This window comes from Saccharothrix sp. BKS2 (assembly GCF_047689505.1).
Lineage (GTDB): Bacteria > Actinomycetota > Actinomycetes > Mycobacteriales > Pseudonocardiaceae > Actinosynnema > Actinosynnema lopnurensis.
In genome coordinates this window covers 24245-37466 of sequence record NZ_JAUQOL010000015.1, presented here as the reverse complement: position 1 = coordinate 37466, position 13222 = coordinate 24245, and the positions used below count along the sequence as shown (strand labels likewise).

Sequence of the window (13222 nt, the reverse complement as noted above, 5' to 3'; positions counted from 1 at the left end):
ACGAACGGGGACGTCGCACGCACGGCCCGCGGGAGGGGCGTGGGGATGGGGCTTCCCTTGGTCGGCCGCGCGGCGGAACTCGACCACGCGCGGGAGGCGCTCGCCCGCGCCCTGTCCGGCCGGGCGACCGCGCTGCTCGTCGAGGGCGAACCGGGCATCGGCAAGAGCCGCCTGCTGCGCGAGGTCGAGGCCGGGGCGCGGGAGCGCGGGTTCGAGCTGTTCACCGGCTCCGCGCACGAACTCGACGCCCGCCGCCCGTTCCGGGTGTTCACCGACCTGCGGTCCGGCGACCGGTCCGGTGACCGCCTGCGCGCCGCGCTGGACGCGGTCGACCCGACCGCCGCCGGCCGCCCGGCCACCGGGGACGAGTCGTTCACCGTGATCGAGACGATCGTGGAGTGGTTCGAGGAGCGCACCGCCCGCACGCCCGTGGCGCTCGCGCTGGAGGACCTGCACTGGGCCGACACCTCGACCCTGACCGCGATCGGCGCCCTGGTCCGGCACCTGGCCGACCGACCGCTGCTGGTCGTGGGCACCCTGCGCCCGGTGCCGCGCCGCAAGGAGGTGGACCGGCTCCTCGACCGGCTCACCGCCGCCGACGGGAAGGTGCTGCGGCTGGCGGGGCTGACCCCCGACGCCGCGGTCGAGCTGCTGCACCGGGCCCTGGACGCCGAACCCGGCGCGGGCCTGCGCCGGCTGGCCGGGGCCGCCGGCGGCAACCCGCTGTTCCTGCTGGAGCTGCTGCGGGCCCTCGACCAGCGGCAGGTGCTGCGCCGCGCCGGGAACCAGGTCGACACCTCCGCCGGTGCGGTGCCGCCCGACCTGCGCCAGACGCTGCTGCTGCGCTACAGCTTCCTGCCCGAGACCACGCTGGACCTGCTGCGCCTCATGGCCGTGCTCGGCACCTCCTGCCTGGCGGGCGAACTGGCCGCGGTCAGCGGCCGGCAGGCGGTGGACCTGCTCACCGAGCTGCGCCCCGCCGTGGCCACCGGCGTGGTCGACGGCTCCGGCGAGCGCCTGGCGTTCCGGCACGAGATGTTCCGCCAGGCCCTCTACGAGGACGTGCCGCCCGCGCTGCGCGGCAGCCTGCACCACGAGGTCGTCCGCGCCCTGGCCGCCGCCGGCGCGCCGGCCGCCCGGGTCGCCGAGCACGTCGAGGTCGCCGGCGCGGCCTCGCCCGAGACGACCGCACCCGACGCGGCGGCCTGGTACTGGCGCGCCGCCCGCGAGTGCGCCCGGCACTCCGTCCCCTCGGCCCTGCACTGGTACGAGCGCGCCCTGGGGGCGCTGCCCGAGCACGACCCCGCGCGACCCGGCCTGGTCGTCGAACTGGCCCCGCTGCTGGTGCTGTCCGGCCGCGTCGCCGAAGCCGAGGCGCTGGCCGGCACCGTGTTCACCACCACCCTCGACCGGCCCGCGAGGGCCCGGCTGGCCGTCCTGGTCGCCCACGCCCTGGTGCGGCAGGGCCGGTGGCAGGAGGCGGGCCACCGGATCACCCTCGCCGCCGAGCAGTGCGCCGACCCGCTGGCCCGCGACATCACCCTGGGCCCCGGCGCGTTCCTGCGGCTGATGACCGGGGAGGTCACCGAGGCCGTGGCGCAGGCGGAGCGGTCGCTCGACGCCGCGCGGCGCGCCGGGAAGGCCGTGGCCGAGGCGACCGCGCTGATGACGCTCACCCTGGGCGCCGCCGCCCGCGGCGCGGTCGACCAGGCCCTGGTCCTGGGTCGGGAGGGCACCGCCACGGCCGCACCGGCCGCCACCTCGTTCGACGGGTTCCTCATCGCCGACCTGTGCCTGGGCGTCGCCCAGGCCGACGCCGACCGGCTCGCCGACGCGCGCGCCACCCACCACCGCGGTCTGGCCGACGCCTCCCGCTCGGGCAACGCCAGCGTCCTGCCGTACTACCAGGCCAACCTCGCCATCGCCGAGCTGCACGCCGGCTCCTGGGACGACGCCGCCACCGGGGCCGGGGCCTGCCTGGCGCTGGCCCGCGACACCGCGACCCGCTGGAACTTCCACGTCCTCGCGGTGCTGGCCAGGATCGCGCTCGCCCGAGGCGAACCGGACACCGCCGCCGACCTCGTCGAACGGGCCCGGACCGAACTGCGGGCCTGCGGCGCGGTCCTGGGCGCGGACTGGGTGCTGTGGGTGGAGGCGCTGCTGCTGGAGCAGCGCGGCCGGCCCGCCGACGCCGCCGCCACCGCGGCCCGCGCCTGGGACCTGCTGCCCGAGCTGCGCTTCCTGCACACCAACTGGATGGCGCCACCGGACCTGGTCCGCATCGCGCTGGCGGCGTCCGACACCGCCCTGGCGCACCGGGTCACCGGGGACACCGAGGCCGCCGCCCGGCGCTTCGGCACCGCCTCCGCCGCCGGCGCCGCCCTGCGCTGCCGCGGCCTGGTCGAGAACGCGCCGCACCACTCGCTCCAGGCGGTCGACGCCTACCGCGACTCGCCCCGTCCCGTGGAACTGGCCCTGGCGTGCGAGCAGGCGGGCACCGCGCTCGCCGCCGCCGGGCAGGTCGACGCGGCGCGCCCGCTGTTCCACCGGGCTCTCGACGCCCTCGACGAACGCGGCGCGGTCGGCGAGGCCCGGCGCGTCCACGCCATGATGCGCGGCCACGGCCTGCGCCGGGGACCGCGCGGCCGCCGACGCCCCGCCACCACCGGCTGGGACTCGCTGACCAGGACCGAGCTCGTGGTGATCCGCCACGTCGCCGAGGGCCTCACCAACACCGAGGTGGCCAAGCGGCTCCACGTGTCCCGCTACACCGTGGAGACCCACCTCAAGCACGTCTTCGTCAAGCTCGACATCACCTCGCGGGCGGCGCTGGCCGCGGAGTTCGCCCGACGCGGGTGAGCGGGGAGGCGGAACCGGTCCGCCTCCCCGCGCCGGTCAGGTCAGTACCAGCCCCACAGCACGTAGCCGTAGCTGCCGGTGCTGCCCCACTGCCCGTAGGCGCAGTAGGTCGGGTACGCCTTGAACTGCTGCGAGAACATGCAGGCGCTCAGGTCGTACCACATCTCCATCTGGTGCCACGAGGCGGCCGCGCGCAGCTCCGCCGCCTCCGCCGACACCGCCGCGGTCGGGGCGGGTGCCGCCGTCGCCGCCCCCGCGCCCAGCACCCCGGTCAGGCCGACGGCCGCCGCGATGGCGGCACCGGCCGCCACGTTCCTGATCCACATGGTCGTTCCCCCGTTCTCGGTCACGCGTACAGGTCCCAGATCGCCGGCGAGCTACCCGCCCGGTACGAGCAGATGTAGCCGGTCCACCAGCCGTGGTAGATCCCCTGGAAGCCCGCCAGGTCGCAGTCGTAGTAGTTGTAGTAGCCGCCGCGCCACACCGCGGCGACGGCCACCTCGCCCGACGCCCGCTCGACGCCCGCCCGTTCGCCGCCGCTGTCGGCCTGGGCCGCGCCCGACCCCCCGACCAGGGCCGCGACCGCCAGGCCGCCGGCCAGGGCCAGCCGCACCTTCCTCCCGATCATCCGTCCTCCCCTCGTCCGCCCGCCTGCCGGGCGATGTACCCAAGCCTCGCGGACCCGACCGCCCCGAACATCCCTGAGACCAGGGAGATCCCGGGCCGCCGGCGGCCCGGTGGCGAGCCGCTGAATGGCGGTACGCGTCCGGACGGGTGACGATGGGACCGGCCCGGGGCGGCTCACCAGGCCCGCCGGGCGGCCGGACCCGGACGAAAGGCGACCACGACGTGCACGCCTCGACACAGCCCACGGACCCGCAGCGGTTCGCCCTCGACGTCACCCGCCGCGCCGACGCGGTGGTGGTGTCGGTCGCCGGGGAGGTGGACGCGGTCACCGCCCCGGAACTGCGCCGCGTGCTCGGCGAAGTCCTGCGAGAGCCACCCGCCGTGGTGGTGGTCGACCTCAGGGGGGTGGCCCTGCTGGCCTCGGCCGGCCTGGCGGCGCTCATCGCCGCGCACGACCAGGCGGTGCCCGAGACCCGGCTGCGGATCGTGGCCACCGACACCACCCCCGCGATGCGCTCGGTGCAGCTCACCGGCCTGGGCGACCTGCTGGTGGTCCACCCCACCCTGGACCAGGCCCTGGCCGCCGGCTGAGCACCCTCACCCCACGTACCAGGTGACCTCGACCACCCCGGCCCGCTCCCGCAGCCCCGCGCAGGCCCGCCGCTCCACCACGACCCCGGTCACCCGGCACACCCACCCGCCGCCGCGTCCCGAGGGCGTGGTGAAGCCACGCGACCCCAGGTGCGCCCGCACCGCCGCCCGGTCCCCGCCGAACCCCACCACCCGGGCGCAGCCGCCCGAACCGCACACCGGATCCGCCTCCACGGCCCGCAGCCCCACCGGACCCGGCAGGACCCCCTCGTTCCCGGGCGGCGACTCGTCCAGCAGCACCAGGTCGCCCAGGGCCAGCGCGAACCCCAGGCACAGCACCACCGCCCACGGCACGCAGCCCGCCGGCCGCCGCTCCACCCGCGCACCCACCAGGCACACCACCGCCGCCGACAGCGGGTACAGCCAGCACACCTCCGCCGCCGACGGCACCCACCGCCCGGACCACCCCAGGCCGTGCGGCAGCGCGAACCACGCCAGCAGCACCAGCAGCACCACTCCCACCGGCACCCCGACCCGCCGGGACCGCCGCGGGTCGGCGCACCACACCAGGACCGGCACCACACCGAACAACACCGTCGGCGCCACCCCCGCCGCGAACACCCCCAGCGCCACCGCCGTCGACACCACCGTCACCCGCCACCAGTGCTCCACCCGACCGATGCTCGACCACCCGTGTGCGCGCACCGGGGTGGGGAGGTGCGGAAACCGTGCAGATCCCCTTGCGAGACTGGGCGCCATGAGCGGCCGAACCGGAAGCGGGCTGGACGTGGCGACCGTGGTGGCGCGGGCGAGCCGCGACGCGCGGGACGCGCCACCCGAACTCCTCGACGGCTACCTGGAGGACCTCACCGAGGTCAGCGCCACCGGCGCCCAGCTGGGCCCGGAGCGGCTGCGGGCCCGCCACGGCACCGGCGCCCGCGCCGCCACCCTGGGCGTGCCGCTGCGAGACCTGGTCGACCTCTACCTGAGCGCCACCTGGCTGGCCTGGCCCGCGCTGCCCGGCGTGCGGCGCGCCACCGGCGCCGACGCCGTCCGCGCGGTCGGCCAGGCCGTGTTCCGGGCCGCGGACATCGCGGTCACCGCCCTGGCCGAGGGCTACGAGGAGGCCCAGCGCTGGGCGGTGCGCCGCGAGGAGTCCTTCCGCCGCGAGTTCGTCGACGACCTGCTCGACGGCCGCAACCCCGGGGACCTCGCCGAGCGCGCCGAGCGGTTCGGGCTGCGGCTGGCCGGCAGCACCGTGGTGGCCGCCGCGCGCGCCGCGGAACCGGTCGTCGACGGCGGCGAGGTCTCCCGCGACGTGGAGACCGCCCTGCACCTGCGGCTGGGCTCCCGCGACGTGCTGGTCACCACCAAGGACGGGCTGCTGGTGTGCGTGGCGCCCGAGGCGATGGGGGAGGCGCCCGAGGAGTTCGCCCGCCAGGTCGCGGCGGCGCTGGGGACCGAACCGACCTGGCGCGTCGGCCTCGGCCGCCCGCAGCCCGGCCCCGGCGGTCCCGTGCGCTCGTTCGAGCAGGCCCGCAACGCCCTGGACATCGCCCGGCGGCTCGACCTGCCCGGCCGCGTGCACCGGGCCGCCGACCTGCTCGTCTACCGGGTGCTGCTGCGCGACAGCGCGGCGCTGGCCGACCTGGTCGACGCGGTGCTGGAACCGCTGCGGCGGGCCCGCGGCGGCCCCGGACCGCTGCTGGACACCCTCGCCGCCTACTTCGCGGCCGGGCGGGTGGCCACCGCCTGCGCCCGCGAGCTGCACGTGGGCGTGCGCACCGTGACCTACCGGCTCCAGCGGGTCCGGGAGCTCACCGGTTACGCCGCCGACGACCCCGGGCAGGGGTTCACGCTCCAGACCGCGGTGCTCGGCGCGAAACTGCTGGGCTGGAACGGCCAGGGCGCGCCGGAGCCGGGGAACCACCCGGAGTGATCGGCCTGTGCGTGATCGGCCTGTGCGGCCGGCCTACGCGTGACCGGCCCTCGGCCACCGCCTCGGGCCCGAGCGCATTGGCCCGAGGCCCCTGAGAACCTGTCAGACGGGGGTCTCCGCCGCCTCGTCCGGGTGGCCTTTGCGCCGTGCCTCGCGGTCGCGCCGCCGGTCCAGCAGCCGCATGACCGGCGTCGCCGACAGCCCGTGCAGCACCACCGAACCGATCACCACCAGCGCCACCACCCGCCAGATCACGCCCTCCTCGGCGAAGTGGCCCTCCTCCAGGGCGTAGGCCACGTAGAACAGCGACCCCACCCCGCGCACGCCGAAGAACGAGATCGCCATCCGCTCGCGCGGCCCCGTGCTCCCGCCCGCCAGGCCCACCAACCCGGCCACCGGCCGCACCACCAGCAGCACCAACGCCGCGAACAGCACCTCGCGCCACCCCGTGCCCGCCAGCAGCCCGGACGCCGCCGCACCCCCCAGCAGCAGGATGATCACCACGGTGAGCATCCGCTCGGCCTGCTCCACGTACTGGTGCAGCACGTGGTGGTAGTCGTGGCGGCGCTCCGCGGCCCGCACCGTGCAGGCGCACACGAACACCGCGATGAAGCCGTAGCCCTCGACCAGCTCCGCGACCCCGTAGGCCAGGAACGTCGCCGCCAGCGCCACGAACCCCTCGGCGTGCTCGGCCAGCCGGAACTTCTGCGACGGCGCGGAGAAGAACAACCGGCCCAGCAGCCAGCCGACCAGCACCCCGATGCCCACACCCGCCGCGAGCCGCCACAGCACGTCCACCAGGACCCACTCGGCCAACCAGCCGCCCGGCGCCACCCCGACCAGGCTGATCGCCACCGCCGCGTAGGTGAACGGGAACGCCAGCCCGTCGTTCAGGCCCGCCTCCGAGGTCAGCGCGAACCGCGCCTCGTCCTCGTCGGACTCCGGGTGCTCGGCGGGCTCGGCCACCTGCACCTCACCGGCCAGGACCGGGTCCGTGGGCGCCACCACCGCCGCGAGCAGCACCGCGGCCGCCACCCCCACCCCCAGCAGCCCCCAGCCGAGCACACCGACCGCCAGCATGGTCAACGGCATCGTCACGCCCAGCAGCCGCCACGTCGTGCCCCACCGCCTGAGACCGACGGGCCGGTTGAGCGCCAACCCCGCGCCCATCAGCGAGATGATCACGCACAGCTCGGTCAGGTGCAGCACGACCGACCCGTGCAACCCGGGGTCCAGCTCCGGCAGCGGCTCCGCGAAGCCGAACGCCAGCGCGCCGGCCCCCAGGAACACCATCGGCATCGAGATCGGCGCCTTGGCCAGCAACCGGGGCAGCAACGCCGCCGTCAGCGTGACCACGCCCGCCCCGGCGTACAGGGCCGGGCCGAGTTCCACCAGGTACCTCCTGCGATGTCGCGTCGGACCCGTCAGGTACCCGGACCCCGACCGACAAAACACCCGAACGTGACCGGCACTCGTCACCTGATCGGCCCAACACGTCCACAGTGGACAACTGTGCGTGCGGGATGTTGCCAACCGGCCTCGAATGCCTACACTACGCCAGGACTGGGAGCGCTCCCAGAAAGAATCGCCGCCGCTGGAGCGCCCCCGCCGCAGCCGCGCCGAAACCGGGTTCCAACGTCGGAAGGTCGGGACAGCAGCACATGAGGACGACACGACCGGGCCGGGCGCGGTGGCGCCGGGCGGCGGCACTCGTCGCGGCGACGGCGCTGACCGCGCTCGCCTGCGCGGCCGCCACCCCCGCCGCCTCGGCGGCCCCGCAGGAGGACTGGCTGCACGTCGAGGGCAACCAGATCGTCGACGAGGCGGGCAACCGGGTGTGGCTCACCGGCGCCAACTGGTTCGGCTTCAACGCCACCGAGCGCGTGTTCCACGGCCTGTGGTCGGCCAACATCGCCGAGGTCACCAGATCGATGGCCGACCGCGGCATCAACATCGTCCGGGTGCCGATCTCCACCCAGCTGCTGCTGGAGTGGAAGAACGGCCAGGCGACCGCCCCCAACGTCAACACCTACGTCAACCCCGAGCTGGCCGGCCTGAACAGCCTCCAGGTCTGGGACCACTGGCTCGGGCTCTGCGAGCGCTACGGGCTCAAGGTGCTGCTGGACGTGCACAGCGCCGAGGCCGACAACTCCGGCCACGTCCACCCCGTCTGGTACAAGGGCGCGATCACGACCGAGCTGTTCCACCAGGCGTGGGAATGGGTCACCGCGCGCTACCGGGACAACGACACCATCGTGGCGATGGACGTCAAGAACGAGCCGCACGGCACCCCCAACCAGCCGCCGCGCGCCAAGTGGGACGGCTCCACCGACGTCGACAACTGGAAGCACGTCTGCGAGACCGCGGGCAGGCGCATCCTGGCGATCAACCCGAAGGTGCTCATCCTGTGCGAGGGCGTCGAGGTCTACCCGCGCGCCGGTGAGACGTGGCAGTCGCCCGACACCGACCCCGACCTGTCCCCGAACTACCACCACACCTGGTGGGGCGGGAACCTGCGCGGCGTGGCCGAGCACCCGGTCAACCTCGGCGCGCACCAGGACCAGCTGGTCTACTCGCCGCACGACTACGGCCCGCTGGTGTTCAACCAGCCGTGGTTCGACAAGCCGTTCACCAAGGAGTCGCTGATCGCCGACGTGTGGCGGCCGAACTGGCTCTACCTCCACGAGCAGGGCACCGCGCCGCTGCTGATCGGGGAGTGGGGCGGGCGGCTCGGCCAGGACGAGCGGCAGGACCGGTGGATGGCCGCCCTGCGCGACCTCATCGTGGAGGAGGGCCTGCACCAGACGTTCTGGGTGCTCAACCCGAACTCCGGTGACACGGGCGGCCTGCTGCTCGACGACTGGAAGACCTGGGACGAGACCAAGTACGCCCTGCTCAAGCCCGCCCTGTGGCAGCACGCCGGCAAGTTCGTCGGCCTCGACCACCAGGTCCGCCTCGGCGGTGGGGGCGGCACCACCGGCATCAGCCTGGGCGAGCGCTACACCGACGGCGCCCCGGCCGACACCACGGCCCCGACCGCGCCGTCCGCGGTGACCGTCGGCGCCACCACCTCCTCCTCGGTCGCGCTGTCGTGGGGCGCGTCGACCGACGACGTCGGCGTGGTCGGCTACGACGTCTACCGCGGCGGCGCCAAGGTCGGCACCGCGTCGGGCACCGGCTACACCGACACCGGGCTCACCCCGAACACCCGCTACAGCTACGCGCTGCGGGCCAAGGACGCGGCGGGCAACCTCTCCCCGGCGACGGCCGCGGTGACGGCCACGACCCAGCCGGGCACGGGCGGCGGCGGCTCCGGCTGCACCGCCACCTACCGCACCGCCACCAGCTGGCAGGGCGGCTTCCAGGCGGAGGTCGCGGTGACCAACACCGGCACCGCCTCGACCCGCGGCTGGAGCGTCGAGCTGTCCGTCGCCGGCGGGCGGACCATCACCAGCCTGTGGAACGGCACGCTGACCGGCGGCACGGTCACCAACGCCGCCCACAACGGCTCCCTGGCGCCCTCGGCCTCGGCGACGTTCGGGTTCGTCGCCAACGGCCAGGCGACCGGCGGTGTCACCGCGGTGAGCTGCACCGCGACCTGACCCGCCGGACCGGGCGCGGCCGGACAGCACCCCCGGCCGCGCCCGGTGCACCACCTCTCGGGCCTGGTGCGACACCTCTCGCCCGGTGGGCCACCCCTTGCGCGTGGGTCGGTGCGACCAGTCAGCTGGTCGCACCGGCCCTTTGGCTTTCCGGCACCCGGACCTCGGCCTGCCTGCTCGACCTCGGCCTGTTTGCCCAACCACCCCAACCGTCACCCCCTGGCCGGACCTCTGCGGGAAGTTGAGCGTTTCCCCCGTGGAAGCGCTCCCAAAGTGAGCTTTGTTGTTGTCTTCTGCGCGACGGTGTGGATAGATGAGCAAAGCTGTGATGGGCCTCACCGCCGAGTCCAGGAGAAACCCGTATGCGCCCTGCCCGCCGGTTCCTCGTCCTCCTCCTCAGCCTGTTCCTCCTCCCCGCCACCGCCCTGCCCGCGAGAACCGAGCCCGCGAGAGCCGACCCCGCACCCGTGCACGGCCTGAAGGGCGAGTACTTCCGCATGTCCGCGCCCGGCGCGCGCGACTTCGCCGAACCCGGCGGCACCACCCTCGACCCCGACATCAACTTCAGCGACCTGACCAGCACGTTCGCCGCCCTGACCGGGCGCACCGAGCACACCACCGCCCGCTGGACCGGCCGGCTCACCGCCCCCGCCACCGGCGACTACACCTTCCACGCCATCGGCGACAACGGCTTCCGCCTGTTCCTCGACGACAACCCGGTGATCGACCACTGGGTCGGCGACTGGGACGTCGAGCAGCACAGCGCCCCGGTCCGCCTGGAAGCGGGCCGGGAGCACGACTTCCGGCTGGAGCTGTTCCAGGACGTCGGCGGCGCGAACATGTACCTGCGCTGGTCCACCCCGACACTGGCCAAGCAGCCCGTGCCCGAGTCGGCCTTCCTGCCGCCCGCCGACTTCCCGGTCTACCCGGTGCGGCCGACCGTCTCGCGCGACCGCCTGGAACTCGACTTCGACCGCGAGGTCACCGACCTCGGCGACCTCACCGCCCACCTGAAGGTCGAGGTGGACACCGTCCCGTTCCCCCTGGGCCGGGCAACCCTCGCCCGGGGCGACCGGACCAGGGTGCTCGTCGAGGTGCCCGCCGCGATCCAGCGGGGCCAGCGCGTCCGCGTCACCTACGACGGCGAGGGCGGCCTGACCGTCGGCGGCGAAGTCGTGCCCGGGATCATCCGCAACGCCACCAACACCTCCACCCACCGGCTCCGGACGCCGTGGGGCGAGGAGGTGGACACCGAGCACCCGCTGCCCGAGTACCCCCGCCCGCAGCAGGTGCGCGAGGACTGGCTCAACCTCAACGGCCCGTGGGAGTTCGCCGCCGCCACCGCCGGGCAGCAGCCGACCTTCGGCCAACGGCTGCCCGAGCGCGTCATCGTGCCGTTCCCGGTGGAGTCGCAGCTGTCCGGGCTGGAGCGCCACGAGGACCACATGTTCTACCGCCGCACGTTCACCGTGCCGGCGAACTGGAGGATCGGCCGGGGCGAGCGGCTGAAGCTCAACTTCGGCGCGGTCGACCACCACGCGCGCGTGTGGGTGGACGGCACGCCGGTCGCCGAGCACACCGGCGGCTACACCGCCTTCACCGCCGACGTCACCGACGCGCTGCGCGGTCGCGGCCGGCACGAACTGGTGGTCGCGGTCACCGACACCACCGGCGACAACCAGCCGATCGGCAAGCAGTCCCGCCGACCCGGCGGCATCGTCTACACGCAGTCCTCCGGCATCTGGCAGACCGTGTGGCTGGAGCCGGTGCCCGACCGGGCCATCGACGACGTGAAGACCACCCCGGACATCACCGCGGGCACCCTCGCCGTCCGGGTGTCCTCCGCGACCGCCACGGACCGCGCCGCGGTCAAGGTCACCGCCCGCGACCACCGCGGCAAGCGCGTCGGCGAGGTCACCGGCCGCCCCAACGCCGACCTGACCCTGCCGGTGCCCGCCCCGCGCCTGTGGAGCCCGGAGGACCCCTACCTCTACGACCTCGACGTCAGCCTGGTCGACGGGTCGAGCCGCGACGCGGTGGAGAGCTACTTCGGGATGCGCTCGGTCGGCGTCCAGGAGGTCGGCGGCTTCCCCAAGCTCGTCCTCAACGGCAAACCGGTGTTCTCCCTGTCCATGCTGGACCAGGGCTTCTGGCCCGACGGCCTGAACACCGCGCCCAGCGACGAGGCGCTGCTGTTCGACCTCAAGGCCCAGAAGGACCTCGGGTTCAACGCGGTGCGCAAGCACATCAAGGTCGAACCCGCCCGCTGGTACCACCACGCGGACAAGCTGGGCCTGCTGGTGTGGCAGGACTTCGTCAACGTCAACGTCACCGACGAGACCGGCGAGCAGGCGTTCCTCACCGAGGGCGCCCGCGCGCGGGAGCAGCTGCACGACTCGCCCTCGATCATCGGCTGGATCGTGTTCAACGAGGGCTGGGGTGAGTGGGACCGGGAGGAGACGGGCCGCATCGCCGAGTCCGTCAAGGCCGCCGACCCGTCCCGGGTGGTCAACGCGCACAGCGGCGTCAACTGCTGCGCGTCGAAGGGCGACTCCGGCAAGGGCGAGGTCATCGACCACCACGACTACCTCAACAACGACGCGCCGTGGCCGGACGCGACCCGGGCGGCGATGGACGGCGAGCACGGCGGGTTCACCCTCCGCACGCCCGGCCACCAGTGGCCCGGCGCGCCGGCCGCGATCTACAGCGGGGTGGCGGACAAGGCGGCGCTGACCGCGAAGTACGTCTCCAACACCGAGACCCACTACCTGGAGGGTGCGGGCGCCGAGCTGTCCGGCTCGGTCTACACCCAGATCACCGACGTGGAGACCGAGCTCAACGGCTTCTGGACCTACGACCGGCGGGAGATCAAGGTCGACCCCGGTCCGGTGCGCGAGGTCAACAGCCGGGTGCTCGCCGCGGGCGCGGGCGCCGGGCAGCGGGTGTACCCGGGCCGCGGCACGTGGTCGCTGGACGGCAGCGGCGAGGACACCAGCGGCGGCGGCAACCCCGTCGCGCTCGACGGGGACGCGGCGTACGCGCCGGGCGTGCGCGGGCAGGCGCTGAGGTTCGACGGCGACGGCGACTCCGCCCGGACCGCGGGACCGGTCCTGGACACGCGCGGCAGCTACACCGTCTCGGCGTGGGTCGCCCTGGACTCGCTGCCGGGCAACTACGCCACCGCGGTCAGCCAGGACGGCCGGCGCACCGAGAACCCGTTCTACCTCCAGTACGGCCACGGGAACTTCGCGTTCAGCGTGCCGGGCGGCCGGCGGGCCACCCACGGGGTGAACCCGGAACCCGGCCGCTGGTACCACCTGGTCGGCGTGCGCGACGAGGCGGCGGGCGAGCTGCGCCTGTACGTCGACGGGCAGCGGGCGGCGACCATCCCGGCCGGCCCGGACGAGGTGAGCACCGGTCCGCTGACCCTCGGCCGGGCCCGGTACGCCGGGCAGCCCACCGACCACTGGCGCGGGTCGGTGGACGAGGTCCGCGCGGTGGACCGGGCCCTCGGCGACGCCGAGGTGGCCGAACTGCACGCGAACCGCTGACCGCCGCCGGGCGCCACCGCACACCACCCGTGCGCGGTGGCGCCCGGCGCCCG

The 13222-nt window shown here is 74.7% G+C and carries 9 protein-coding genes; 5 read left to right on the top strand and 4 right to left on the bottom strand.

Features of this window, described 5'->3' with window-relative positions:
- The first annotated feature begins 45 nt into the window (after positions 1–45).
- Positions 46–2859, top strand: coding sequence for a helix-turn-helix transcriptional regulator (locus tag Q5530_RS29185; RefSeq protein WP_415366020.1), 2814 nt, complete (start codon positions 46–48; stop codon positions 2857–2859).
- A 41-nt stretch (positions 2860–2900) separates the two neighbouring features.
- On the opposite strand, the gene Q5530_RS29180 is transcribed toward Q5530_RS29185, so the two are convergent.
- A complete protein-coding gene (locus tag Q5530_RS29180) occupies positions 2901–3185 on the bottom strand; it encodes a hypothetical protein (RefSeq protein WP_415366018.1) in 285 nt (94 codons plus the stop codon).
- 20 nt (positions 3186–3205) lie between these two features.
- The gene (locus Q5530_RS29175) at positions 3206–3487 is read right to left on the bottom strand and encodes a hypothetical protein (RefSeq protein WP_415366017.1); all 282 of its coding nucleotides are present in this window, start codon (positions 3485–3487) and stop codon (positions 3206–3208) included.
- Positions 3488–3708: 221 nt separating this feature from the next.
- Here Q5530_RS29175 and Q5530_RS29170 point away from each other — a divergent pair, with 221 nt between their 5' ends.
- Positions 3709–4077, top strand: coding sequence for an anti-sigma factor antagonist (locus tag Q5530_RS29170; protein ID WP_380632070.1), 369 nt, complete (start codon positions 3709–3711; stop codon positions 4075–4077).
- Positions 4078–4083: 6 nt separating this feature from the next.
- On the opposite strand, the gene Q5530_RS29165 is transcribed toward Q5530_RS29170, so the two are convergent.
- Complete coding sequence (locus tag Q5530_RS29165; protein ID WP_415366015.1) at positions 4084–4749, bottom strand: hypothetical protein; 666 nt, start codon at positions 4747–4749, stop codon at positions 4084–4086.
- A gap of 85 nt (positions 4750–4834) precedes the next feature.
- Between Q5530_RS29165 and Q5530_RS29160 the strand changes: the two genes are divergently transcribed.
- Entirely contained in the window at positions 4835–6016 is a 1182-nt protein-coding gene (locus Q5530_RS29160; protein ID WP_415366013.1) for a PucR family transcriptional regulator, read from the top strand.
- Positions 6017–6118: 102 nt separating this feature from the next.
- On the opposite strand, the gene Q5530_RS29155 is transcribed toward Q5530_RS29160, so the two are convergent.
- Positions 6119–7408, bottom strand: a complete 1290-nt coding sequence (locus Q5530_RS29155; RefSeq protein ID WP_415366012.1) for a cation:proton antiporter — start codon at positions 7406–7408, stop codon at positions 6119–6121.
- 269 nt (positions 7409–7677) lie between these two features.
- Here Q5530_RS29155 and Q5530_RS29150 point away from each other — a divergent pair, with 269 nt between their 5' ends.
- On the top strand, positions 7678–9618 hold the full coding sequence (locus Q5530_RS29150; RefSeq protein WP_415366011.1) for a cellulase family glycosylhydrolase: 1941 nt from the start codon (positions 7678–7680) through the stop codon (positions 9616–9618).
- Between the two features lie 362 nt (positions 9619–9980).
- Positions 9981–13169: a LamG-like jellyroll fold domain-containing protein gene (locus Q5530_RS29145; RefSeq protein WP_415366010.1), complete on the top strand. Its 3189-nt coding sequence runs from the start codon at positions 9981–9983 to the stop codon at positions 13167–13169.
- Positions 13170–13222 lie beyond the last annotated feature (53 nt).